The organism is Rhodanobacter sp. A1T4 (assembly GCF_014207185.1).
Classification (GTDB): Bacteria; Pseudomonadota; Gammaproteobacteria; order Xanthomonadales; family Rhodanobacteraceae; genus Rhodanobacter.
Window position 1 is genome coordinate 12,798 of sequence record NZ_JACHCP010000004.1, and the last position, 25,267, is coordinate 38,064.

19 protein-coding genes are annotated in these 25,267 nt (G+C 61.5%); 8 read left to right on the forward strand and 11 right to left on the reverse strand.

The window, feature by feature from the left end:
• The first annotated feature begins 233 nt into the window (after positions 1-233).
• Positions 234-3,179, forward strand: a complete 2,946-nt coding sequence (locus HDE80_RS08735) for an EAL domain-containing protein (RefSeq protein ID WP_184669999.1) — start codon at positions 234-236, stop codon at positions 3,177-3,179.
• A 34-nt stretch (positions 3,180-3,213) separates the two neighbouring features.
• Here the strand turns inward: HDE80_RS08735 and HDE80_RS08740 are convergent, their stop codons facing one another.
• The 7 genes from HDE80_RS08740 to hemH all read right to left on the reverse strand — a co-directional run bounded on the left by HDE80_RS08740 (position 3,214) and on the right by hemH (position 13,366).
• Positions 3,214-3,864, reverse strand: coding sequence for a DsbA family oxidoreductase (locus HDE80_RS08740; RefSeq protein WP_345776430.1), 651 nt, complete (start codon positions 3,862-3,864; stop codon positions 3,214-3,216).
• Positions 3,865-4,171: 307 nt separating this feature from the next.
• The gene (locus HDE80_RS08745; RefSeq protein ID WP_184670003.1) at positions 4,172-7,066 is read right to left on the reverse strand and encodes a TonB-dependent receptor; all 2,895 of its coding nucleotides are present in this window, start codon (positions 7,064-7,066) and stop codon (positions 4,172-4,174) included.
• Positions 7,067-7,551: 485 nt separating this feature from the next.
• On the reverse strand, positions 7,552-9,216 hold the full coding sequence (locus HDE80_RS08750; protein ID WP_184670005.1) for an NAD(P)/FAD-dependent oxidoreductase: 1,665 nt from the start codon (positions 9,214-9,216) through the stop codon (positions 7,552-7,554).
• 239 nt (positions 9,217-9,455) lie between these two features.
• Positions 9,456-9,962, reverse strand: a complete 507-nt coding sequence (locus HDE80_RS08755; RefSeq protein ID WP_184670007.1) for a DUF1993 domain-containing protein — start codon at positions 9,960-9,962, stop codon at positions 9,456-9,458.
• Positions 9,959-11,293, reverse strand: coding sequence for a TCR/Tet family MFS transporter (locus HDE80_RS08760; protein WP_184670009.1), 1,335 nt, complete (start codon positions 11,291-11,293; stop codon positions 9,959-9,961). The genes HDE80_RS08755 and HDE80_RS08760 overlap by 4 nt, the downstream gene beginning before the upstream one ends.
• Positions 11,294-11,403: 110 nt before the next feature.
• Positions 11,404-12,249 carry an alpha/beta hydrolase gene (locus tag HDE80_RS08765; protein WP_184670011.1) on the reverse strand — a complete coding sequence of 282 codons (846 nt, stop codon included), beginning with the start codon at positions 12,247-12,249 and terminating at the stop codon, positions 11,404-11,406.
• Positions 12,233-13,366, reverse strand: coding sequence for a ferrochelatase (hemH, locus tag HDE80_RS08770; protein ID WP_184670013.1), 1,134 nt, complete (start codon positions 13,364-13,366; stop codon positions 12,233-12,235). Before hemH ends, HDE80_RS08765 begins: the two co-directional genes overlap by 17 nt.
• A 105-nt stretch (positions 13,367-13,471) precedes the next feature.
• On the opposite strand from hemH, the gene HDE80_RS08775 reads away from it, so the two are divergent.
• From HDE80_RS08775 to tatC, 4 genes are all read left to right on the forward strand, one after another.
• The gene (locus HDE80_RS08775; protein WP_184600407.1) at positions 13,472-14,161 is read left to right on the forward strand and encodes a lipid-binding SYLF domain-containing protein; all 690 of its coding nucleotides are present in this window, start codon (positions 13,472-13,474) and stop codon (positions 14,159-14,161) included.
• Positions 14,162-14,225: 64 nt separating this feature from the next.
• Positions 14,226-14,492 (forward strand): twin-arginine translocase TatA/TatE family subunit, encoded by a 267-nt coding sequence (gene tatA, locus HDE80_RS08780; protein ID WP_184670015.1) that lies wholly within the window; start codon positions 14,226-14,228, stop codon positions 14,490-14,492.
• Positions 14,493-14,516: 24 nt separating this feature from the next.
• Positions 14,517-15,017, forward strand: coding sequence for a Sec-independent protein translocase protein TatB (gene tatB / locus HDE80_RS08785; protein WP_184670017.1), 501 nt, complete (start codon positions 14,517-14,519; stop codon positions 15,015-15,017).
• Complete coding sequence (gene tatC, locus HDE80_RS08790) at positions 15,004-15,777, forward strand: twin-arginine translocase subunit TatC (protein ID WP_184670019.1); 774 nt, start codon at positions 15,004-15,006, stop codon at positions 15,775-15,777. Before tatB ends, tatC begins: the two co-directional genes overlap by 14 nt.
• Before the next feature lie 49 nt (positions 15,778-15,826).
• On the opposite strand, the gene HDE80_RS08795 is transcribed toward tatC, so the two are convergent.
• Both HDE80_RS08795 and HDE80_RS08800 read right to left on the reverse strand, forming a co-directional pair.
• A complete protein-coding gene (locus HDE80_RS08795; protein ID WP_184670021.1) occupies positions 15,827-18,001 on the reverse strand; it encodes a primosomal protein N' in 2,175 nt (724 codons plus the stop codon).
• 448 nt (positions 18,002-18,449) lie between these two features.
• Positions 18,450-19,646 carry a DUF3667 domain-containing protein gene (locus tag HDE80_RS08800; protein ID WP_184670023.1) on the reverse strand — a complete coding sequence of 399 codons (1,197 nt, stop codon included), beginning with the start codon at positions 19,644-19,646 and terminating at the stop codon, positions 18,450-18,452.
• A gap of 111 nt (positions 19,647-19,757) precedes the next feature.
• On the opposite strand from HDE80_RS08800, the gene HDE80_RS08805 reads away from it, so the two are divergent.
• A complete protein-coding gene (locus HDE80_RS08805; protein WP_184670025.1) occupies positions 19,758-21,161 on the forward strand; it encodes an MATE family efflux transporter in 1,404 nt (467 codons plus the stop codon).
• A gap of 43 nt (positions 21,162-21,204) precedes the next feature.
• Positions 21,205-23,091: a signal peptide peptidase SppA gene (sppA, locus tag HDE80_RS08810; protein ID WP_184670027.1), complete on the forward strand. Its 1,887-nt coding sequence runs from the start codon at positions 21,205-21,207 to the stop codon at positions 23,089-23,091.
• Positions 23,092-23,142: 51 nt separating this feature from the next.
• Here the strand turns inward: sppA and HDE80_RS08815 are convergent, their stop codons facing one another.
• Positions 23,143-23,346, reverse strand: a complete 204-nt coding sequence (locus tag HDE80_RS08815) for a hypothetical protein (protein ID WP_184670029.1) — start codon at positions 23,344-23,346, stop codon at positions 23,143-23,145.
• Positions 23,347-23,467: 121 nt separating this feature from the next.
• Between HDE80_RS08815 and HDE80_RS08820 the strand changes: the two genes are divergently transcribed.
• Entirely contained in the window at positions 23,468-24,250 is a 783-nt protein-coding gene (locus tag HDE80_RS08820) for an SDR family oxidoreductase (RefSeq protein WP_184670031.1), read from the forward strand.
• Positions 24,251-24,307: 57 nt separating this feature from the next.
• On the opposite strand, the gene HDE80_RS08825 is transcribed toward HDE80_RS08820, so the two are convergent.
• Positions 24,308-25,252, reverse strand: a complete 945-nt coding sequence (locus HDE80_RS08825; RefSeq protein WP_184670740.1) for a DegV family protein — start codon at positions 25,250-25,252, stop codon at positions 24,308-24,310.
• Positions 25,253-25,267: the final 15 nt, after the last annotated feature.

Consider the following 25,267-nt stretch of genomic DNA (forward strand, 5'->3'; position numbering starts at 1 on the left):
AAGCCAGCGATGTCGATGGGCCAACGCGGCGCTGTGAGCGCCCTATCGCGTGCCCGGGCCACACAAGAGACTTCGTGTGTGGCGCAATCCGACAGTTTATCGGTATTGCCAGCTAAGCCCTATATGGGTGAGCTGGCGACCGCGCCATGGCCGACTTTATCGTTTACTTCGAAAGGGTATGCTAACCAGATGGTGAGTGTTGGCAGCCAGCGCGGGCTTGGGGGAGTCCATCAATGAATGATGTGGACGCAAAGCCGGCCAGCGATTCCATGCATCTGATCTGGCTGACCCGGCTGATCGCGGCCAATACGCCCGAAGAAGTGGCCAAGGTGATCGTAGGCGTCGTTCTGGATCGCCCGAGCTGCAAGGCCGCCTCGGTACTGTGGTCGCTTGACGAGCCGGGAAAGCATCGCAGCATTCCGCTCGCGGCTATCGACGCCGATGACTGGACGTGGCTTTACGCCGTGGCCACGTCCGGCACACCCCAGTGGAGCCGACAAGGCGATCGCGTCGCCTTGTGTCTGTGCGAGAAGCCCGAGCCGGCATTGCTGGTGGTGACGGTGCATCCGGGTCACGAAAGATCCAGCGTTCCCGATGACCTGAAAGCTCCGATCGTGCTCGCCGGTCAGTACTTGCGGCGGGCGCTGGAGTGGTCGGAGCTGCAATATTCGCATCAGCAACTGGAGCGTTCCGAAACGCTGCAGCGCGCGTTGTTTGCGATCTCCGATCTGGCCGGCTCCGATCGCGACATGCCCGACATGCTGCGCGGCATCCATGCCATTGTCAGCACGCTGATGTATGCGGAAAATTTCTACATCGTGCAGCTTTACCGCGAGCGCAACACGATCCGATTTTTGTACTTCGTCGATGTCGAAGATCCGGTATCTCCGGGTGACGGTCAAGACATGCCACTACAGGAGATTGAACACTCGTTGACCTGGTACGTCATCAATGATGGCAAGGCGCGCATGGGTACCGCTGAGCAACTGCTCGCGCAGGTTTCCGGTCCGGTGATTCAGATCGGTCCGGATAGCCACGACTGGCTGGGCGTGCCGATGTTGCGTGATGGTCAACCCGGCGGTGCACTGGTGGTGCAGAGCTACCAGCCAGGCATCAGTTTCACGCGGGAAGATCTGAATCTGCTGGAGTTCGTCGGCAGTCATATCCTTACCGCCCTGGAGCGCAAGCAGACTAAGGAAGATCTGGAGCGCCGCGTGCAGCTACGCACACTGCAGCTGGCCGACGCCAACCGCGTACTGCAGCTGGAAGTGCTGGAGCGGCAGCGTGCCGAACATTTGCAGACGGCATTGTTCCGTATCGCGCAACTGGCCACGGCCGACATCGATCAGGATGAGTTTTACCGACGCGTACATTCAGTGGTCGGCGAGTTGCTGAATGCGGAAAATTTCTTTATTGGGCTGCTCTCGGACGATCGTCTGAAACTCACGTTTCCCTATATGGTCGATGCCTTCAAACTGCCACCGACCAGTCGTGCGCTGGGTCGGGGCCTCAGCGAATATGTGCTGCATAGTGGTATTGCGTTGCGTGCCGACAACGCAGACATCGAGCAGATGGAAGTGCTGGGTGAAATCGCGCCAGGGCGTACCGGTTCGCCGGCACTGTGCTGGCTGGGCGTGCCATTGATTGTCGGTGACGAGGTGATCGGTCTGGTCACCGTGCAAAGTTACCTCGAGGAATCCGCCTACGGCCAGGCGGATCAGGAATTGCTCACCTTCGTTGCCACGCAGATCGCCAACAGCCTCACACGTCGTCGCTCGGCCGAATCGCTGCGCCGTGCTTACGAGCAGCTCGAACATCGTGTTGAAGAGCGCACCCAGGCGCTACGCAAGGAGATCATCGAGCGCGAGCGCATCCAGGATCAGCTCAAGCATCAGGTGATGCACGACTCGCTCACCGGATTGCCCAACCGCGGCTATCTGCGTGATCGCATCGATCGCGTACTCAACATCATCAGGCACGATCCGCAACGCCGCCTTGCACTGCTGTATCTCGACGTCGACCGCTTCAAGATCATCAACGACAGCCTCGGCCATCTGGCCGGTGACGAGGTGCTGAAAGAAGTATCGGCGCGGCTGGCCAGCTGCGTGCGCCCTCCCGATCTGGTGGCGCGCCTGGCGGGCGACGAGTTTGCGATCCTGCTGGAGAACGTCGAGGACGTGTCGGTAGCGACGGCGGTGGCGCAACGCGTACTCGATGCACTCGGCGCGCCGATGCCGATTGCCGGCAAGGAGTTGCAGCCGACGGCCAGCGTGGGCATTGCCATTGGCGACGCTCACTACCACGACGCCGACGAGGTACTGCGGGACGCCGATATCGCGCTGTATCGCGCCAAGGATCTGGGCCGCAAGCGCTTCGAACTGTTCGACGAGACATTGGCGAAAAACGTGGTCGACGTGCTGGCGATGGAGGTCGATCTTCGCCACGCAATGCAGCACGAACAGTTCGAGCCGTACTTTCAGCCGATCTGCCGGCTCGATGGCGGTCATGTGGTGGGATACGAGGCACTCATCCGCTGGAATCATCCGCAGCGGGGGTTGCTGCGACCGGCGGATTTTCTCAAGATTGCCGAGGACAGCGGGCTGATCGAAGAGATCGACTGGCGCATGTTTGGTCTGAGCTGCGGCCTGCTCGCCAGTCATGGTTCGGACGATACATTCATGACGTTCAACGTGTCTGCGCTGCACCTGCGCCGTGGGGATTTCGATACACGTCTGATCCAGTTGCTGGACAAAACCGGCTTGCCACCCTCGCGACTGGTCGCCGAAGTCACCGAAGGTGCGTTGCTCGATAATCCCGAACTCGTGCGCGGCACGCTCGACCGGCTGCGCAGCATCGGCGTGGGTGCGGCGCTGGATGATTTCGGCACGGGCTACTCATCGCTCAGTTATCTGCATTCACTGCCACTGCGCATACTGAAGATCGATCGCGCGTTTGTGCTGGAGCTGGACAAGGACGGCAACACCAACAGCACCACGGTGGTGGCGGCGATTCTTGCGCTGGCACGCGCACTCAACATCAAGGTGATCGCCGAAGGCATCGAGACCGAAGCCCAGCGTGACGCGCTGCTGGCGATGGGCTGCGAGATGGGGCAGGGCTACCTGCTCGGCCGCCCCGCACCGATCCGGCAATGGCTGGAGCCCCACGCGGCGACCAGTTAAACCCAGGTCGCTGTGTATCAAACGAGCGAAAAGCTCAGGCCGGATTGGCGATCTGCCGCAGCGCCTGTTCGAACGCCTCCGGCGGCTGACCACCTGAAATCAGATGGCGGTCGTTGATGATGGTGGCTGGCACCGACTGGATGCCGTGCTGCAGATAAAACTGTTCCTGCGCGCGCACGTCGTCGGCGTAGGTATCGCCAGTCAGAATGCGCTCTGCCTCTGCGGCATCGAGGCTTACTTCTTCGGCCAGCCGCAGCAGCACGGCATGATCGCTCACGTCGTTGCCGTCGGTGAAATACGCGCGTAGCAGCACCTGCTTCAGCGGCACATGCTTGCGCTCGAGTTCGGCCCAATGCAGCAGGCGATGTGCATCAAAGGTGTTGTAAACGCGACTGTTGCGGTCCATCCGGAAAGTGACGCCCAGCGGCTCGCCGCGGGCGCGAATGTTTTCGCGATTCGCATCAATCTGTTCGGCCGTGCTGCCGTACTTGCGCATCAGATGTTCGGTGGAGTTCTCGCCTTCGCGCGGCATCTGCGGGTTCAGTTCGAACGGCTGGAAATGAATCTCGGCAGCCACCTCACCGCCGAGATTCGCCAGCGCCTGCCGCAGCGAGGCCAGCCCGATGGCGCACCAGGGACATGACACATCGGACACGAAATCGATCTTGATCGGAACGGGTTTCACGGGGGCCGGCTTCGGGGCGACGGTATTGGTTTGGTCGATCATTGGAATACCCTGGGTGCATGGCAGCAGGCAATAGCTTGCAGGAAACAAGCATATGCGGTCTCACGCCGCGGCAATCAATTCTCGCCTGTAACGATCAATGCTTTCAGCTGGGATGATGTCCTCGGCGAGCATGAGGCAGAGTTACGTATTTGGCCGAATGCCAAGGCTAGACGCACCCAAGCCGGTGATTCATAAAACCCGTTGATCTCTGAAAAAAAGAAGCCGGCATGGCCGGCTTCTTTTTTCCAGACGGCGGTTTCAGCCCTCAGAAAGTGTAGTTCACGCCAACATAGTAGGCACGGCCGATTGTGTCGTACAGACCGCCCACCTCACTGCTGTTACCGAAGACATTGACCGGCGGATTACGATCGAACACGTTGGTCACGCCGACATAGGCCTGCAGGCCTATGTCCTTGAAGACATAACCGACCTTCACGTCATTGATGAATGAGGAGGGATAGCGGATCGGCGTGGTTGAAGTCGGGTTCGACTTGTAGCTCTCGTTGCTCACGCGCAGCATGTGCGAGAAATAGCGTGCGTTCCAATTGAACGTCCAGTCGCTGAGCGTGTATGTCGCGCGTAACGTGGTTTTCCATTTCGGGAACCCTGCGGTACCGTTGTCCTCGATCGCCGAGCTTGGATCGTCCTGGAACGGATGCTCGGTAAAAGCGATCACCTTGGTGGCATCCAGACCCCAGCGCATGCGACCTGCACCGAGGTCGTGCGAGTAGTAAGCGCCGATATCGACGCCGGAGGTGCTCAGCGAAGCGATATTCTGGTTCAGGTTCTTGATGAAGTTGACTTCATGGGTGACCGGGTCGCGGGTGTTGTTCTGGCAGTAGATGTTGTTGATGCCACTTGGCGAGTCTACGCAGCGCAGCACCGTATCGTTGCCGCTGACGGCGGCAATGGCGTCGGTCAGTTTGATGTTCCAGTAGTCCAGGGTCAGGCCGAAGTCGGGCAGGAATTGCGGAGTGAGCACCAATCCGGCCGTCCAGGTGCGGCCCAGTTCCGGCTTCAGCGCCGGATTGGAACCGGAAATGCCGCGGATGGTTCCACCCGGTACCGACTGGAAGTCAGCTGGCACGCCCAACGCTGTGCAATTGGCGGCGCGTACCTTGGGATCCTTGCCGTTCTTGATCTGGATAGCCGAGCATGGATCGGTAATCGTGAAGAAATTCTCCGATTGGCCACCAAACAGTTCACCGATGTTCGGTGCACGCACGGCCGACGACATGGTGCCGCGCAGACGCACATTGCTGTCGATCGCCCAATCCAGACCCCAGCGCCAGGTCTTGGTGTGGCCGCTCGTGCTGTAGTCGGAGAAACGCGCGGCGGCATCGAAGGTCAGGCTCTTGACCAGGAACTTGTCGGCCAGCAGCGGTGCCGCGAATTCGACGAAGCCTTCTTTCACGTCGTAGGCGCCGCCGGAACTGGGGATCGCGTTGAGGAAGGTCTGGCCCGACACGTCCAGCGGATCGGTATCCTGACGGCTGGTTTCGCGCCGGAACTCGAGGCCGGCAACCAGGCTGGCAGAGCCGGCATCGCCGGGCATCTGGAACAGGTTGTTGTTGGTCACGGTACCGCCGCCGACGAACTGGGTCAGTTTCGACGTGGTGGTAGTCGTCGTGTTGTACCACCGTGCGGCGGCCGGATTAATGGCACCGGCACCGAAGATGCTGGTCGGAATACAGCCCTGGCTTGCGAACGACGAGAGCACATCACCGGTGTTCGGATTGATCGAGCTCGGATCGAGGGTCGAGCGGCAGACGATGTTGCCGGTGGCAGGGTCACGCACGGCGTCGATCGACGCATAGAAACGGTCATTGATACGGTTGTTGAGGTTGAGGCGGGTTTCCTTCATTTCACCGTAGTTGACGTTGCCGTCGTACTCCCAGTCGCCGGTGATCACGCCATTGGCGCCAAGTACCAGGCGCGAAATGTTGCGCTTGGTGTCTTCGCCACGGCGACCGCCATCAACATCGAAGCGCGCTACGTTGATGTCGTTGCCATTCATGATCGCGGCGAGGCCGGGCGTTACATAGGCGTTGTCCGGGGTGATGACATAAGCACTGCCACCACTGCCGAAAGCCGGCTGGCCGAACTTCTTGACGTCGATGTGGGTGTAGCTGCCCTCGGCATACAGGCGTTGCTCGGGCGTGATATCGAAGCTGCCCACGGCATTGACCGAGGTGCGGCCATAGCGTGGCTGCAACTGCGCTACCTGGTTGACATCCAGACGGTCGCAATCCTGGCATGAACCGGCATTGTCGGTGAGGCCGCCGAAACGCTGATGGCGCACGCTGCCGTCCGGGTCGAATACGTAGCGATTGGCAAGATTGGTCTGCGATTTGCCAGTGAAGAAGGTGCCGCCGTCGGTGATCGTGTACTGTCCGGCATTCGGAAACAATGCCGTATCGGTGGGGCCATTGGGAGTCTTGATCGCGCGATAGGACTGATGGCCAAAGCGGTCGCGAAATTCCAGTGAATCCTGGTCGCTATGCTCCACCGATACAGCGATGTTGCCGCTATCCTGCGCGAAGTTCATGCCGCCGGTCAGAGAGATCAGCCTCTTGTCGAAGCCGCCATGTTCGGAAGTACCGTACTGGACATGCAGGTTTGCACCCTTGTAGTTCTTCTTCAGGATGAAGTTGACCACGCCGGTGACCGCGTCGGCCCCGTACACGGCGGATGCACCACCGGTGATCACTTCGACACGCTCGATCCAGTCGACCGGAATGACGTTCACGTCGACTGCGGTATCGCCAGCAGAAGACCCCACGTAACGGCGACCGTTGACCAGCACTAGGGTGCGGCTGGTGCCGAGGTTGCGCAGATCCTGGCTCTGCACGCCGACGGTACCGATATAGCGGCCGGAATTGCCCATGGTGAAGGTGCTCGCCAGCTGCGGCATCGTCGTCAGCAAATCGCCGATATTGACGGCACCCGTGGCCTTGATATCGGCTGTGGTCAGTACGGTGATCGGTGTCGGCGAAATCACGTTCGGGTTTGAAATGCGGCTGCCCGTCACCGTGACAACTTCCAATTGGGTCGTCTGTTTCTTGGCCAGCTGATTCGAATCAGGAATATCTTGCGATATTGCCGGGGTGATACCCAGCGCTGTCAGGCATGCCAGTGACAGCAAATTACGAACGTTCATATAGCGATGCGTCGCTTTCATAGTGTCTTTGATTCCCCATAAACATATAAATACAAAAAGAATTCGTGCTTTTCGATCTCACCCCGTAGGTATGGAATGGGTGGCAACCGATGGCTTTCATGTCCGCCATGCGATCGAAATATATTTCGATCCGCCCGATTCAATCATAATTTATTACGTTTTCATAGCGCAAAAATTTACGAAAAGTGCAAGGGCTAGCCTTGGCGCTTTGCCGCGTAGTGAGCGTTCTGAATAGGCGCGGATGGCCGGTGATACCGCCGGCGGATGAACACACGCCGGCGCGGCCAAGCAAATGGATATATGTCCGGTCGAAGCGTTTGGGCCGCTGATGCAACGGAATATCGCGTTGCTGCGGCGGCGGTGCCCTGCTTGGAGTTTGCCGCGCCAGTATTTGCGGAACCGGGCTTATACAGTTGGGCTGATCAGGCCTGTCATGTCATGTGCGACAAGTCAGGCGGGGATCATCAATGCCGCGTGGCGATGCTCAGTGCCACTGCCTCGGCTACCTTGATGCCATCGACGGCCGCGGACAGGATGCCGCCGGCATAGCCGGCACCCTCGCCGGCGGGATAGAGACCGGCGGTGTTGAGGCTCTGGAAGCTGTCGTCGCGTTTGATCCGCACCGGCGACGAGGTGCGCGTCTCCACGCCGGTAAGTACGGCATCGTGCAGGGCGAAACCCTTGATCTGCCGATCGAACGCGGGCAGCGCCTCACGGATCGCCTCGATCGCGTAGGCGGGTAGTGCGCTGTCCAGACTACCCAGCGTGACGCCCGGCTTGAACGATGGCTCGACCTCACCAAACTCGCGCGATGCTCGAGCGGCGATAAAGTCGCCGACCAGCTGGCCCGGCGCGTTGTAGTTTTCGCCGCCCAGCGTATACGCGTGACTTTCCAGCGCGCGCTGCAGCGCGATGCCGGCCAGTGGGCTCGGAGTGCTTTTATCGGACGCGGTATCGAACGGCGCAAAGTCGACCGGATCGATGCCGACCACGATCGCTGCGTTGGCGTTGCGCTCGTTGCGCGAATACTGGCTCATGCCGTTGGTGACGACGCGGCCCGGCTCGGACATTGCCGCGACCACGGTGCCACCGGGACACATACAGAAGCTGTAAACGGAACGGCCTTTGCCTGCGTGATTTCCTGTGGCGTGATGCACCAGCTTGTAATCGGCTGCGCCGAGAATCGGATGGCCCGCCTGCGCACCGAAGCGTGCGCGGTCGACGATCGATTGCGGATGTTCGACGCGAAAGCCAATCGAGAAAGGTTTGGCTTCCAGGTACACGTCACGCGCATGCAGCATCTCGAAGGTATCGCGCGCGCTGTGACCGATCGCCAGCACCACGTGATCGGCGAGAATCTGTTCGCCACCGTGCAGTGTCACGCCACGCACGTGGCGCTTGCCTTTGGCATCGGTGTCGATCAGCAGATCATCGACACGGCTGCTGAAGCGGATCTCGCCGCCGAGCGATTCGATCGTGGCGCGCATATTTTCCACCATCGTCACCAGCCGGAAGGTGCCGATGTGCGGCTTGCTGACATAGAGAATTTCTTCCGGCGCACCCGCCTTGACGAACTCGGTGAGTACCTTGCGGCCGTGGTGTTGCGGGTCACGGATCTGGCTCCACAGCTTGCCATCGGAAAACGTGCCGGCGCCGCCTTCGCCGAACTGCACGTTGGATTCCGGATGCAGATTGCGTTTGCGCCAGAGGTCCCAGGTATCCTTGGTGCGCTCGCGCACGGCCTTGCCCCGGTCGAGGATGATCGGGCGAAAGCCCATCTGCGCCAGGATCAGGCCGGCGAATAGCCCGCAGGGGCCGGTACCGATCACGATTGGCCGCCGCGGCAGGTTGGCCGGGGCATGGGCAACAAAGCGATAGCTGGTGTCCGGTGTCGGGCCGATGTTCTTGTCGTCGGCGAATTCTTGCAGCAGTTCAGCCTGGCGCGGCGTGTCGATATCCAGTGCATAGATCAGCAGGATCGCGCCGCGCTTGCGGGCGTCGTAACTGCGCTTGGCCACGGTGAAGCTCAGCGGCTCCTTCGCGCTCAGCTTCAAGCGGGCGCGGATCGCCTTGGGCAACGCTTCCTCGGCGTGATCCAGCGGCAGCTTGAGGTCGGTTATTCGCAGCATGACGGGTGGGAGTAGTCGATCGACGCGGCTGAGCGGCTTGGCTCGGTCGGCTATTGTCGATGCGATCGTGTGAGTGGACAAGGCATGGCGTTACAGGCGATGCAGCGATGCCACCGCGACAGCTGCGGTGCCGGGCTTGATGCTCTGCAGACGCTCGAGCAGCGCGACGGGGCAACGTGGCGTTCGGCAGAGTTCTGAAAGGCACTGACGACGGCACGCTGCCGTCGTCATGTCTGATGTCAGGCTTGGCCGATGAAGTCCGGCTTGCCGAGCTCGGAACCCGCCTCGCGCAGGATGTTGTAAGCCGTCGTGCAATGGAAAAAGAGGTTTGGGATGACGAAGTGCAGCAGGTAGGCCTGACCTTCGAAAGTCATTTCTCCCGTGCGCGTCTTGAGGATGATCGTGCGGGACTCGCTGCCATCGATCTGCTCGGATTTGAAGGTTTTGATGTACTCGATGGCGCGATGGATGCGCGAGCTGGTCTGTTCAAACGTGGTCTCGTTGTCCTCAAACGACATCGGTTCGACCTCGGCCAGGCGTGCTATACCTCGCGTGGCCATGTCGCAGGCGATCTGCACCTGCTTGACCAGCGGAAGCATGTCGGGGATCAGCCGCGTCTGCAGCAGGGTTTCATCAGTGACATTTTTCTTGGCGGCATGCTCCGCGCCTTTCTTCAGTACGTGGGCAAGGTTTTCCAGCGCGCGGATGGTGACGGGAACGGCGGTCTGATACATCGAGAGTGTCATGGAGATGGTTCCGTGGAGTCGTGAGGAAGCGGTTCTGGCGAAAAGTGCTTGAACGGGATGACGGGCGCGATATCGTCACTGGCTACCGGCGCGATGATTTTGTTTCTGCGGGTAATGTTGGCGGCAATGACCGCCGAAACCAGCAATAGCACCGCGCTGAGAATAAATGCGGCTCCGGGCAGGTGTACCGGCGCGTGATCGCTGATGAACAGCGCGAAGATATTGGCGAACAGTGCCGGACCAAAGATGCCGGCGAGGCTGGCAAGGCTGGTCAGGGCGCCTTGCAGACGGCCTTGTTCGTGCGGATCGACCTGCTGGGTCATCATCGCCTGTGCTGGCGGTCCGGCCAAGCCACCCAGGCACAGGAACGGAATGCCGGCCAGGAAAATCCAGGCCACCGGCGCCAATCCAAAAAACAGGTAGCCAACGATACACAGCAGCAGTCCGCCAATGATCAGCCGGCGCTCGCCAAAGGTAGGCATCAGCCGTCGCACCAACACGGCCTGCACCAAGCCGCTGCACAAGCCAACCAGAGCCAGGGTATAGCCAACCGCCTGAGGTCCCCAGCCGTAGCGGTAGTCGGTGTACAGCACATACGTCGAGTTGAGCGAGAACTGCGCCAGGTTGATCAGGAAAAATACGGCGGCCAGTCCGAACACCTGCGGGTAACGGCGCAGCAGCACCAGCGCACCCAGCGGATTGGCATGGCGCCAGTCGAAACGCGCGCTGCGCTTTTCCTTTGGCAGCGATTCGGGTAGCACGAAAAGGCCGTAGGCGAAGTTGATCAGCGAGAGGACACCGGCGATCCAGAACGGTAGCCGGATGGATAGATGGCCGAGAAAGCCACCTAACGCCGGCCCGATGATGAAGCCGATGCCAAACGCTGCGCCCAGCGTGCCGAATGCTGCGGCGCGCTTTTCCTTCGGCGTGATGTCGGCGATATACGCGTTCGCGGTCGAAAAGCTGGCCGCGCACACACCGGAAATCGCGCGGCCGACAAACAGCAGCCAGAGCGACGGCGCCAGCGCCATCAACACGAAATCGATACCCAGCCCGAGGCTCGAAATCAGGATGACGGTGCGTCGTCCGTAGCGATCCGACAGCGCCCCTTGCACCGGTGAAAACACAAACTGCATCAGCATGAACAACGCGCCGAACGCACCCGACCATACTGCCGCCTCGGCGATGCTGCCGCCGATCAGCTGCACGATCAGATGCGGCAGCACGGGAATGATGATGCCGAATGCCAGCATATCGACCATGACGGTGACGAAGATGAAGGTCAGCGCGGCACGACGACGGGGTGATTCGGGAGTCGGGAGCTGATCCATGGGCTGCAGCGAAGCGGGAAGACGTGCACGATAACCGAACACCGCCGCACATACGTACGTTCGTACACGTATGTCGCTCCGTGTTTCCTTGCCAGCTCGCCAATAGAGAGCTAGACGGCCGCTTCGATCCACGCCGCAACGGCGGCAGGTTGTTCGAGATGCAGATGATGGCCGCCGTCGAGATGGCTTACCACCATGTTCGCTACGCAGTCGGCACGCGCCTGCATTGGCGCAGTGGGCAGGTACGCAGTGGTGGGTTTGGCCAGCAGCAGCGCTGCAGGTGCTTCGATGCCACGAAGTATTGCGTGGATCTGCGATTCGGCTTGCCGTACGGCGCTTTTATGGGTCAATCGGGGATCGCTGCGCCATTGCCAGCCGCCGTCGGTTTCGATCAGGGCGCGCATCACGATTGGCCGCGCCAGATCGGCAGCCAATCCACTGACGATGACGCGCGCGTTCACCGCCTGCTCGATATCGCGGAAGACGCGCAGCGGCTTGGTGCTGTCAGCACGCGAGGCAAATGCTTCGCGAAAACGCTTCAGCGTTTGCGAACCGTCATCGCCAAGCGGGCCAAGACCTTCGATCAATCGCAGGCGTTCGATTCGTTGCGGTGCTGCCGCGGCCACCAGCGCCGCGATGCCAGCACCCATCGAATGGCCGAGCAGGGTGTAGCGATCGAGCTGAAGCGCATCCGTTGTTTCGAGCACGACGCGAACATAGTCGAGGTAGTGATACTGAGCGCCCGGTGCCAGATGATCGGAATGGCCGTGACCCGGAAGGTCCAGCGCAATCACGTGAAACCGCTGGGCCAAAAGCGGCGCCAGCAAGGCGAAGCTGCCGGCGTTGTCCAGCCAGCCGTGCAGGGCCAGCAGTGGCGGCGCGGCATCATCACCCCAGACTTGCGCCGCGAGCGCGAGGTGCGGCAGTGCGATGCGGCGCTCAGTCGGCGCGGTCATGCTGAATCCTTGCGCGGCGGTCGGCGTCGATCGCGCGCTGTTCCGCCACGGCAGGATCGTAGTCGATGGCGAATTCCGGCCAACCCTGGGTGTGCCGCAGTATCAGGGCAGCGAGGCTGCTGACCTGGCCGGCACTGTCGTTGAGCGCGGGGATATAGCGCAATGTCTGGCCACCAGCTCCGATAAAGAAATCGCGATTCTGCATCGCGATTTCCTCCAGCGTTTCCAGACAGTCCACCGAAAATCCGGGGCAGGCCACGTCGAGACTTTTCACGCCTTCGGCCGCCAGCTTGCGGACCATTTGGTCGGTGTACGGGTGCAGCCAGCGCTCGCGGCCCACGCGCGACTGAAAACTCATCACCAGCTTGTCTTCGGTCAGGCCCAGTCGCTCGCGCAGCAGCCGTGCGGTGGCGTGGCATTGGCAGAAGTACGGGTCGCCGGCATGCAGGTAACGTTCGGGGATGCCATGAAACGACAGCAGTAATTTGTCGCCGCGACCGTTGGCTTGCCACCATGCTTCGATGCTGATCGCCAGCGCCTCGATGTGCCCTGGATCGTCGTGGTAATCGTTGATGATGCGCAGCTCGGGCGGCCAGCGCAGCTTCTTGTAAGTGTCCATCACGGCATCGATCACTGAGCCGGACGAAGTCGCCGAATACTGCGGGTACATCGGCAGCACCAGTAACTTGCGCACGCCCTCGCGCTGCAGCCGTTCGATAGTGCGCGCGACCGAGGGCTCGCCGTAACGCATGGCCAGTGCCACGCGAATCGGACCATTCGGACGCTGCCAGCCCAGCTCGGTCTGCAGGCCGGCGGCCAATGCCTCGCTGCCGACCCGCAGCGGCGAGCCCTGGTCGGTCCACACCTTGGCGTACGCATGCGCCGAACGTGACGGCCGCAGCCGCAGGATCACCCCATGCAGGATCAGCCACCACAACGAGCGCGGTGATTCGATGACCCGAGGATCGCTGAGAAACTCGGCCAGATAAGGCCGCACCGCCCTGGCCGTAGGCGCTGTCGGCGTACCCAGATTCACCAGCAGCACGCCAGCCTGAACGGGCGGCATGGGCTGCTGGTCGGAATGACCGGCAACGCCGGTATAGTTGTTGTAGGGCATGGCGGCGTCGCGGTTGAAGCAAGCGCATGAGTCTGCCACAAGCCTCGCGCGCCGCGGCGCGCTGCGTCATTACCTATTGATCCCCAACCCCAAGTGGAGCTCTCCATGTTCAAGACACCACTGCATCGCCTGCTGCTGATCGGCGTGGCCCTGTTGCTGCCTGCCATGGCCGTGCATGCCGAGGACCCACCGCTGGTGCGCGCCAAGAATGCCGTGCGCGTGCTCAGCGAAATCATGGAGGCACCGGACAAGTCGATTCCGCAGGATCTGCTGCGCGACGCCAAGGCGATTGCGGTCATCCCCGATGTGCTGAAGGTCGGCTTCGTTTTCGGCGGTCGTCGCGGTGAGGGGCTGATCTCGGTGAAATCGCCTGACGGCACCTGGTCCAACCCCAGTTTTGTCACTGTCACCGGTGGCAGCATCGGCTTTCAGGCCGGCGTCTCTTCAACGGACGTGGTGCTGGTATTCCGCACCCAGCGCGGCGTGGATTCCATTGTCAATGGCAAGTTCACCGTCGGCGCGGATGCCGCCGCTGCCGCTGGACCGGTGGGGCGGACGGCAACGGCTTCCACCGACGCGCAGATGAAGGCTGAAATCTACTCCTACTCCCGCTCGCGCGGCTTGTTTGCCGGCGTAGCCATCGATGGTGCCGCGCTGCGCATTGATTACGACGCCAACGAGGCAATATATGGTGCGGGTATCACGCCGCGCCGCATCTTCGAAGGTGGCGTCAGCAACGTGCCGGGGCCGGTGGTGGATTTCCGCGATCGCCTTGAGGAGTACACTTCCCGGTAGATGCTGGGCCTAAGCCAGCGCCCGGCAGTCAGTCGGTCCACTCGGAATTGTTTCAGAGGTCATCATGGGTTTAGACAGTATGTGGCACTGGATCATTCTGCTGGTGGTCGTGCTGCTGGTGTTCGGTACCAAGAAGATTCGCAACCTTGGGCCTGATCTTGGCGCCGCGATTCGCGACTTCAAGAAAAGCGTGAGCGGCGATGACGAGGCCAAGCAGAAGGAAGCCGAGGCCAAGCGTCAGGAGGCCGAGCATCTGCGGGCTGACCCGCCGGTGGATGCCACGCGCGCCAACACCACGCAGAGTCAACGCGACTCCAGCGAAACCAAGTAAGCGCGCGGCGGGCGGGGCGCTGCAATGATCGAGCTCAGTCTCGGCAAAATGGTGTTGCTCGCGCTGATCGCGTTGATCGTGCTGGGGCCGGAAAAACTGCCTGGCGCTGCGCGTACTGCAGGCGCGCTTTTGCGTCGTGTGCGCAGCGGCTGGGACAACGTAAAAGCCGAAGTCGAACGCGAGCTGGAGATCGAAGAGATCAAGCGCAGCGCTCGCGAAGCCGTGGCCAGCGCCGAAGCGGCGCGGCAACACGTCAAGGCTACCTTGAAGGAGGCCCACGATCCGTTCGCTGAGGCCGCCGCGATGGTAAGGCTACAGCCGCCGGCTTCAGCGGATCCCGTGCTGAAGCCAGAAGGGCACTCAGCGGAAAGTCTGCCATCGGAGAGTGGGGTGCGCCAAGCTCATCCTTTGCAGGGTCCTATTGCTGCCGATCAAACGCTGGAAGGCATGCAGTCGGAGCTTCCGCTGAATGAGCCACCGGGCAAGCCGGCGCACGACATGGAAATGCCGCATGGCAACGCCTGAGTCCGACACACCCGAAACGGAAGATGGCCTGCAGGGACTCTTCTCACATCTGCTGGAGCTGCGCATGCGCCTGATGTGGGCGGTTGGCACGGTGCTGCTGGTGCTGGTCGCGCTGGTGCCGTTCGCGAACCGGCTGTATGCGGAGCTGGCCAAGCCGCTGGTTGCGCGGCTGCCGCAGGGCGCGCATCTGATTGCCACCGAGGTCACCAGCCCGTTTATCACGCCGTTGAAATTAGCCTTCTATGCGGCTCTTTTCATCAGTATGCCGATGGTGCTTTATCAGCTGTGGGCGTTCGTCAGCCCGGGTTTGTACAAGCACGAAAAGCGGCTGGCGCGACCGCTGCTTGCGGCAGCGCTGGTGCTGTTCTACATGGGCGGTGCGTTTGCCTATTTTCTGGTGCTGCCGGCGGCGTTCCGTTTTCTCACCGCGGTGACGCCGCAGGGTGTGGAGATGATGACCGACATCACCCACTACCTCGATTTCGTGATGCTGATGTTCTTCGCCTTCGGCCTGTGTTTCGAGGTGCCGGTGGCGGTGGTGATCGTTGCCGCGATCGGTCTCGTCGACCTGGCCAAGCTGCGCAGCGCGCGGCGGTATGCCATCTGCGGCGCCTTTGCGGTTGCCGCCTTGATCACGCCGCCCGACATCACCTCGATGCTGATGCTCGGCATCCCGATGTGCCTGCTGTACGAGCTGGGCATCTTGGCGGTGCGCTGGCTGGTGAAACCGGGATCGCTGCGGCGCGATTTGACCGAATAGCCGGCGTCAGTCGCCCGGATTCCGGTACTGATTGATCGGTACGGATCGATCAGTACAGATCGATCGGGTCGACATCCAGCGACCAACGCACCGGCCGCGCCTGCGGCAAGGCCGTGATGGCTATTCGCCAAGGACGAAGCAGGCCATGAAGCGCGCTGCGGCTGGCTGCCTCCATGAGCAGCTGACCGCGATGGCGGCCGGCGCGCAGCGGCATCGGTGCGGGCATCGGACCGGCGATCTGCAACTCGGTGCTGTCGGGTAGCGCAGCACGCGCGGCAGCGAGAAACGCATCGACCGGCTCGCGTGTGAGGGCATCGGCGCGCAGCAGCACCTGATGACTGTAGGGCGGAAGTTGGATCTGGCGGCGCTCAGCCAGCAGCTCGCGCGCGGCGACGGCGTAACCATGTGCCAGCAGACCGCGCAGCAGCGGATGTTCGGGCTGGTGGGTCTGCAGCAGCACGCGGCCGGGCTTGCGCGCCCGCCCGGCGCGCCCGGCGACCTGCACCACGAGCTGCGCCAGCCGTTCGCCGGCGCGGAAATCCACGCTGTGCAGACCTTCGTCCACGCCGACGATCGCGACCAGGGTAAGGTTGGGCAGGTCATGCCCCTTAGCCAGCATCTGGGTGCCTACCAGGATCGCCGGTTGGTCATCCTGCAATGTGGCCAGCAGTTCCTCGAAAGCATCGCGACGGCGGGTGGTTTCGCGATCCACGCGCAGCACCGGTATCTGCGGAAATTGCGCGACCAGCGCTTCTTCCAGACGTTCGGTGCCTTGCCCTTGCGGCTTCAGATCACCGGCAGCGCAGACGGGGCAGGCCACGGGTACGCGCTGTCGAAAATCGCAGTGATGACAGAGCAGCTGGCGGCGACCAGCGTGCAGTGTGAGCGGTCGGTCGCAGCGCGGGCAGTCGGCGTGCCAGCCGCAGCTGTGGCAGAGCAGCACCGGCGCATAGCCGCGGCGGTTGCGAAAGACCAGAACCTGTTCGCCACGCGCCACGGTTTCCGCCACGGCGGCCAGCAGCGCGGGCGAGAGTCCGTGTTCCAGGCGCTGTGCGCGCATATCGATGATCTGCACCTGTGGCGGGCGGATCGCGCCTGGCCGCGCACGCAGATGCAGAGTTTGATAACGGCCGGCCTCGGCATTGGCCAGCGATTCCAGTGACGGCGTACCCGAGCCGAGCAGCACCGGCACGTTCAACGCCCGTGCCCGTACCACGGCCAGATCACGCGCATGGTAGCGAAAGCCTTCCTGCTGCTTGTATGCGCTGTCGTGTTCTTCGTCGACGATGATGATGCCGGCCTCGGGCAGCGGCGTGAACATGGCCGAACGTGTACCCAGGATCACCCGCGCGCTGCCGGCACGTGCGCGTAGCCAGGCGCGCGCACGATCGCCTTCGGACAGGTTGGAATGCAGCACTTCGACGATCACGCCCAGCCGCTCGCGCAGGCGGCGCACGGTCTGCGGCGCGAGGCCGATTTCCGGCACCAGCAGCAGCGCCTGCTTGCCTTGTGCCAGCACCTGTTCGATCAGCGCCAGATAGACCTCGGTCTTGCCGCTGCCGGTGACGCCGTCAAGCAGAAAGGGTTGATATTCACCGAGATGTGCGGCGACCGCGGCCACGGCCTGCTGCTGTTCGTCGTTCAACTGCGGTGGCAGCGAGGCAGGTAGAGCGTGGTTAAGTGGTGGGCGTTCGCTACGTTCGATCAGTCCGGCGCTGGCCAATCGCCGGCTCGCATCGCGCCAGCCGGGCAGACGTTCGGTCAGCTCCTGCGCGCTCAGCGCACCCTCGACCAGCAGGGCCAGAAGCTGCTTGCTACCGCCGCGACGGCTGCCGGCATCGTGTGCACTCTGGCCGGCCTGGCTCAGCGACCAGTATTCGTCGCCAATGGTGGGTAGCGACCGCGGTTCGCGCAAGGCCAGCGGCAAGGCATTGGCATACGCCTCGCCGGGTGCACCCAGCCAGTAGTCGGCGGCCCAGGCCAGCGTCTGCATCAGTTCGGTATCGAGCAGTGGGGCGTCATCGAGCAGGCGGATCACCGGCTTCAGTCGACTGCTGCCGACAGCCGCCTCCGCGTTGGCGTCGACTACCACCCCAACCAGTTTGCCGCGGCCAAACGGCACCCATACACGGCTGCCAGCCTGCGCCGACCCTTCCGTTGGTGGCAGGTAGTCGAACAGGGTCGGCAAAGGTACGGGCAGGGCGATGCGTAGAACGGCAGGCATGGATTCCTCGTGGTTATCCAGTGTAGTCGGGATGCTTTCGGAACCACGAAACGATGGCTGTCTAGTCAGGTAAAAACCTTTCCATTGAGCTTGCGTGCACGAGCTGCCCGACTATCGAGAAATCTGGGCTAAGTGACTCTGGTTGGTGAGGTTTTATGCTTATCCACAAGAGCTGTGGATAAGTCTGTGGATGCAAAGGGGAGCGCAGCCTTCTAGGCGCGCCGTAGCGCCCTTCGGGACAACTTGACCAAGTTTTCATCAAGGAAAAAATATGTTTTTAATCAATTGTTTGCAAACACGCGTCATCAACTGTTCACGCAATTGACAAAGAGCTTTCATGTTGCTTGACAGCCCGGTGACGCTGTGCAAAACCCCATTCCAAGAGCTGCTGGGTGGCTTGGCGTAACAGGTTAAGTCGCCCCAAGCAGTTGTGCGCGGACTTCACTCTTCAATGCGCCAAACCCAGTACGAAAGCGATGATCAGGGCAAACAGCAGCAGCCAGCAGTAGCACCAGCCGATAAAAAGGTATTTCAGCACCGTCATCGGCCAGCCTTGTCGATAAACCCGCTTCTGCATGATCAGCAGATAGATCGGAATCCACCAGAACAGCAGGATTTCCACCCAATCGAGCGTTATCGCCATCCATGCGCCATGCGGCTTCAGCCAGGTGGACAACATGCCTGCCAGCAAGATCAGCAGCAGGCTGAGAAACAGGAACGCGTGGCTGTGCAGGGCAACGATCAAATGCTCCATGTAGAGCCGGCGGCGAAAGACATAGAACAGCGCAAGCATCGCCGCAAAGATCGGGATCAGCACGAACATCGTCTGCGGCAGTGTGCCAAAGACGCCATTGATCATGCGCTGCTTGGCTTCCTCACTCGATCTCGCATCGCCATGCTTGTACGTCCGCCAGTTGGCGAGGGCACGCGTCGCCCAGAGCGTCAGTCGCTCGTTGACCATGTCCGGCAGCCATGCGATGTGGAATGGCTCCGACATGTGGCCGGAGTTATCCATGCCATCGGGAAAGGGCTCGTTGTCGTCGTCTTTTGAAGCTGCCACCGCCGGCGCAGCGATCGAAGCGGCGGACATGGGGGCCGCACCCAGATCAGTCAGTCGCTTGTTGGCGGCCTGACGCATCTTCTGTTCGCTGAGAGCCAATTCCGTGGCGGCGTACTTGGGCACGACCTCGTAGTTCCGAATCTTCTCCATGTTGTCGAGTTCGATACGCAGTTCCTCGCGTACCTCGGCCGGTGTGTCCGCATCCTTGAACAGGTCGTTTTTAAGATGGGTCTGCGGCTGGATGCTGGCGAGGCTGCGCGAAGCCATGTTGTCCAAGGCCAGGTGAAATACGAAGAAAGCCAGCACGCAGAGTACGAACATCAACCGGAACGGCGCGATGTAGCGCACGCGCCGGCCGCTGAAATATTCCAGGGTCAGAAAGCCAGGCTTGAGCAGTAGTGGCGGCAGCGTGTGCACGATGCGACCGTCGATGTGCAGCAGGGTTTCCACCGTTTCCTCGATCATGCCGTGCATCGGCTTGATCACACTGTGGATCGACTGGCCGCATTCGTGGCAGAACTCGCCCTGCATGGCCGTGCCGCAATTGGCGCAGTGCTGCCCTTCGTAGCTGTTGAGCTGCTTCATTGAATCCCCATCCGGTCCCATCCGGCGCAATGGCGATCTTTGCACAGGCGGCGTAAACAGCCCACTCCTATGGCTCGGGTAGAATGCGTCGCTCATGAATACACGACGTCGATGAAACCCTTCCGTCCCGAACGCGTGCGCCTGATGCACGAGATGCGTGCCACGGTGCGCCTTGCGCTGCCGTTGGTGCTGGCCCAGCTGGCGGCGATCGGCAGCAACGTGATCGATACGGTGTTGGCGGGCCATTTCAGCAAGCATGTGCTTGCTGCAGTAGCTGTAGGTGCCAATATCTGGTCGCTGGTAATCGTCAGCGGCATCGGCATGATGATGGCGGTGCCACCGTGGGTGGCCCAGCTTGATGGCGCCGGCCGGAGGCTCGAGGTAGGCGCGGTATTTCGCCAGGCGCTATGGCTGGCGTTCGGCATGGGTGTGCTGCTGTGGTTCGCGGTGCGTCATGCCATGCCGTTGATCGAGCTGATGGGCGTGACGCCAAGCCTGCGCCAGGATGTGCAGGCGTTTCTGCTGGCGATCAGCTGGGGAGCGCCTGCACTCACTTGTTACTTCGCATTGCGCGGTTTGTCCGAGGGGCTGTCGCTGACTCGCCCATCGATGTATTTCAGCCTGGGTGGTTTGGCATTGCTGGTGCCGCTGGGTTACGTGCTGATGTTCGGCAAGTTCGGTTTGTCGCCGCAGGGCGCGCACGGCTGCGGCATGGCCACCGCTGCGGTGCTTTGGATCGAGATGTTGGGCCTTGGCATCTATGTGCTGCGGCATCCCAACTATCGCGGCCTGGGGCTAGTCGATCATTTCGAATGGCCGCACCTACGGCGGATTGCTGCGCTGGCGCATGTCGGTCTGCCGATGGCGGTAACGCTGTTGGCCGAAGCCGGGCTATTCGTGGCGACAGCGCTGATCATCAGCTCGCTGGGCGAAGGTGTGATCGCCAGCCATCAGGTGGCGATCAATATTGCTTCGCTGTTTTTCATGATCCCGCTGGGGCTGGCGATGGCGATTACCGTACGGGTGGGCAATGCGGTAGGCCGCGGTGATGCGCGCGGCGTGCGTTATGCGGGGTTTTGCGGCATCGGTTTGACGCTGGGCACGCAGCTGGTTTCGGCCGCGCTGATGCTGAGTCTGCCGCACTTCATCGCCTCGCTGTACACACATGACCCCAAGGTCATTGCGCTGGCGGTACAGCTGATCATGCTGGCCGGACTGTTTCAGTTTTCCGACGGTATCCAGGTGGCATCCAATGGCGCGCTGCGCGGTCTCAAGGACACCCGCGTGCCGATGGCGATCACCCTGTTTGCCTACTGGATGATCGGCATGCCGCTGGGCTGGTGGCTGACGTTTCGGCAGGGCATGGGTGCCCGTGGCATGTGGGTAGGGTTGATCGCCGGCTTGTCGGTCGCCGCGGTGATGTTGTTCGTGCGATTCTGGCGCAGCGCGTGGCGCGAGCGCTGGCAGCATGCCGCAGTGACCGAGCCGGCCTTACCCGCTACGCTTGGCCACTGAGCCCACCGATCATTCATTCCATTACTCCACACGAGCAGCACGCATGACGCCACCTCTGCCGCCCCGCCGTCCACGCGGTTTCTGGGCTTTTATCCGCACGTTTGGGCGCGGCATCAATATCGTGCGGTTGGTGATTATCAATCTGCTGTTTTTCAGCTTTCTATTTGTGCTGGTGGTGGCGATTATTGGCATTGCCGCCGGCGGAAGCGCGGGGCGTACATCGCGCACGCTGCAGAACGATAGCGTGCTGGTGCTCAAGCCGCAGGGGCAACTGGTCGAGCAGTACAGCATCGATCCGCTGCAGCGTACGCTGGACAGTTTCTCCGGCAACGAGCCGAAGCAGGTTCAGGTACGCGATCTGGTTGGAGCGATCGACGCGGCAGCGAAGGACAAGCGCATCACCCGCATTCTGCTGATGCCGGACGATCTGCAGGGCGGCGGCTTTGCCGCGCTACGCGAGGTCGGCGCAGCGCTGGATCGCTTCCGCGCAAGCGGCAAGCCGGTGATCGCGTGGGCGGTGAACTTTGATCAGAGCCAGTACTACCTGGCCGCGCACGCCGATCGTCTGTTGGTCGATCCGCAGGGCGGCGTGATGCTGACCGGTCTGGCCGATTACCGCCTCTTCTATAAAGGCCTGCTCGACAAACTTGGCGTCGACGTGCATTTGTTCCGTGTCGGTCAGTTCAAGAGTGCAGCCGAGCCATACATACTCGAACAGGCTTCGCCGGAATCGAAGCAGGCGGACAGCTACTGGATGGGCGGCTTGTGGGACGAGTATCTCGCCGAGGTTGGCGCCTTGCGCAAGATTGAGCCAGCCGCGCTGCGCGCCGACATCGACAACCTGCCGCAGACCATCATGAGTACGCAGGGTGATCTGGCCCAGCTGGCCTTGAACGAACACCTGATTGACGGTCTGGCCACACGTGCCGAACTGATTTCGATGCTGCGCAAGGAAGGTGTGCCGGCCGACGACAAGGGTCGCAGCTTCCGCCAGGTCGACCAGACGCGATACCTCGCCAGTCAGTCCAGCACGACCAGCGTATTCGATCCGGGCGTGGCGATCGTGGTGGCCGAAGGCGAGATCGCCAGCGGCAAGCAATCACCGGGTTCGATCGGGGGCGAGTCCACCGCCGCGCTGATCCGCACCGCGCGCGAGGACCGCAAGACCAAGGCGCTGGTGCTGCGCGTCAACTCGCCCGGCGGCGAAGTATTTGCGGCCGAGCAGATCCGTCGCGAAATACAACTGACCCGCGAGGCCGGTATTCCGGTTGTGGTCTCGATGGGCGATGTGGCGGCCAGTGGCGGCTACTGGATCTCGATGAACGCCAACAAGATCTTTGCCGAACCAAACACCATTACCGGCTCGATCGGCATCTTCGGTCTTTATTACTCGATACCCAATACGCTGGCCAAGTTCGGGGTGCAGAGCGATGGTGTGGCGACCGGACCAATGGCCGGCGCGTTCGACATCACCCGCGCGCTCGACCCGAAAGTCGGCGCAGTGATCCAGGCGATCATCAACAAGGGCTACCACGACTTTGTCGGCAACGTGGCCAAGGCGCGCGGCAAAAGCTACGAGTCGATCGACGCGATTGCGCAGGGCCGCGTGTGGACCGGACAGCAGGCGCTCGATCGCGGCTTGGTCGATCAGCTGGGAGGGCTGAACAATGCCGTGGCGGATGCTGCCAGTCTCGCTAAGCTGGACGCTGACTATCCTGTCCGTTACGTCGAGCCACCACAGGGTAGCTTCCAGCGTTTTCTGATCGGTCTTAACCAGAGTGCCAGCGTGCGCATCCTGCAGTCGTGGGGTGTGCACCTGCCGAGTTGGGTCGCCGAACTGCCGGCGCTGTCACCGGAGCTGCAGTTGCTGCGCAACGCCAAGGCGGGTACGCCCAATATTTATGCGGACTGCCTTTGCAGTCCGCATTAAACCAAAGACTTCAGCGAGAGCGGGTTAACCGCACTCTCGCTCAAAGCCCAGTTATTGCTGCTGCGCTTCGATCTGCTTGCGTTGTTGCTCGGCCTGCTTGTCGACGGTTTTCTGCACGTCCTTCGCACGCTGCTCTTCCGCGCGCATGGCGTCGAACGGCGTAGCGACCGGTGGGGCCTTGGCAATGGGGTCGGGTGGCTTGTTGGAACAGGCGCCAAGAGCAACGACGCAGAGCAAGATTGATAGCAGCTTCATGAGACTTCTCGCGCGTGGTTGAAGTGCCGAGTGTCCTGCGCTAGGCGCGCCCAGGCAAGGCGTCGTTCTGATCAGTCACCAAACCGATGCACCTTGGCTGCGGACGCTTTAAGCTGCTCGCATGAACAGCCGCACCGATGCCTGGCAACTGCAAGGCCATACCGCCCTGATCACCGGTGCCAGCAAGGGCATCGGCTACGCTGCCGCGCGCGAACTGGCCGGGCTCGGTGCCGATCTGCTGCTGGTAGCGCGCGATCCGGATTATCTCGAACAGGTGATGGTGGAGCTTGCCGATGATTTCCCCGACGTCGAGGTACTGGCCTTCGGCGCCGACCTGACGCAAGCCGAAGAGCGCCTCGCCGTGTTCGACTGGATCGCCGATCTCGGCGCGCCGCTGTCGCTGCTGGTCAACAATGCCGGCGGCAATCAGCCGCTGGCGACGCTGGATTACCGCAGCGACGAATGCCGCCAGATATTCGAACAGAATGTCTTTTCCGCCTTCGAGATGTGTCGGTTGGCGCATCCGCAACTGGTGCAACATGCGAATGCGGCGATCGTCAACGTCGGTTCTGTTTCCGGCATCACGCATGTGCGTACTGGTTCGGCCTACGGCATGAGCAAGGCGGCACTGCATCAGCTCACGCGCAATCTCGCCGCCGAGTGGGCGGTTGATGGCATTCGTGTCAATGCGGTGGCGCCTTGGTATATCCGCACGCAGCGCTCGGAGCCCGCGCTGGCAGATGTCGATTATCTGGATGAGGTACTCGATCGCACGCCGCTCAAGCGGATCGGCGAGCCGGAGGAAGTGGCTGCCGCGATCGCCTTCCTGTGCTTACCTGCGGCTAGCTACATCACTGGCCAGGTGTTGGCGGTCGATGGCGGGTTTCTCAATTACGGGTTCTGAATCGTCGGTGGTCGCCGTGACGACGCGAAGCAGGCACTCAGGACCGCTCCGCGGACGCTAGAAATCCGCGACATGCTCTTCGGCAGCGAAACCAAGTGTCACTGCACCTTCGCCGACGTTGACCATGCCGGTGATGCTCATTGGAGCTTCCATCAACTTGACGCCGCATTCCTGGCAAGCCGCCTGCAAGCCGGCGTAGCCCGGCAACGTCGGCAGCAGGCCGAGGTCCCCGCCGTAGCTCACGCATACAAAAGGTACGAGAAGGCCGGCGCGCACCCGTTGGGCGGCATAGGTGAATAGCGTTTCTGCACCGTGATCGAAACCGCGGACCTTGCCGACCGGGCCGGTTTCACCGCGATAGCCGCGCAGGAGCGGTTTGATATCCAGCGCCGAACCCAGCACTGCACTGAACAAGCTCACGCTGTGGTCGTTCTTTTTCTTGGCGCGTGCGCGCAGGTAATAGAGGTCTCTCGGCAACATGTAGCCGTAGCTGTTGTTTGCAACGAAGGTCAGGCGCTCGCGGATAGCGGCGGGCTGTTCATTCGCCTCGATCATTCGAGCCGCTTCATATACCGCCGGTGCCGAACCGGCAAAAATGTTGCGCGTATCAATGACGCGCATCATGAATGGCCCTGGCATCGAAGCGGCTTCCCGGACCTTTCGGTAGTTCTTCAGGATGGCAAAGCTCGCGCGATTCACATGCTCATTGATCGGGCTGCGCGTGGCCATGATCGTGAGGCAAAACAAGCAGTCTTGCTCGAGTACCAGCTTGCCCAGGAACAGGTCCTGTATCTCTTCAACGGAGCAAGGCTCTGTTTCTGCGGAGTGGCTGCGGCTGCCAAGACGACGATCGATGAAGCGCTGCATCTCGGCCGGTTCGCGATCGTCCATGAACACTTCGCCATCCACCCGGACGGTGATCGGCATCACGAAGATATTGTGCTGCTGCAAAAAGGCCTGCGACAGATCGCAAGCTGCGTCGATAGCCAGACCCATTCGCATCATGCTTCCCCATCA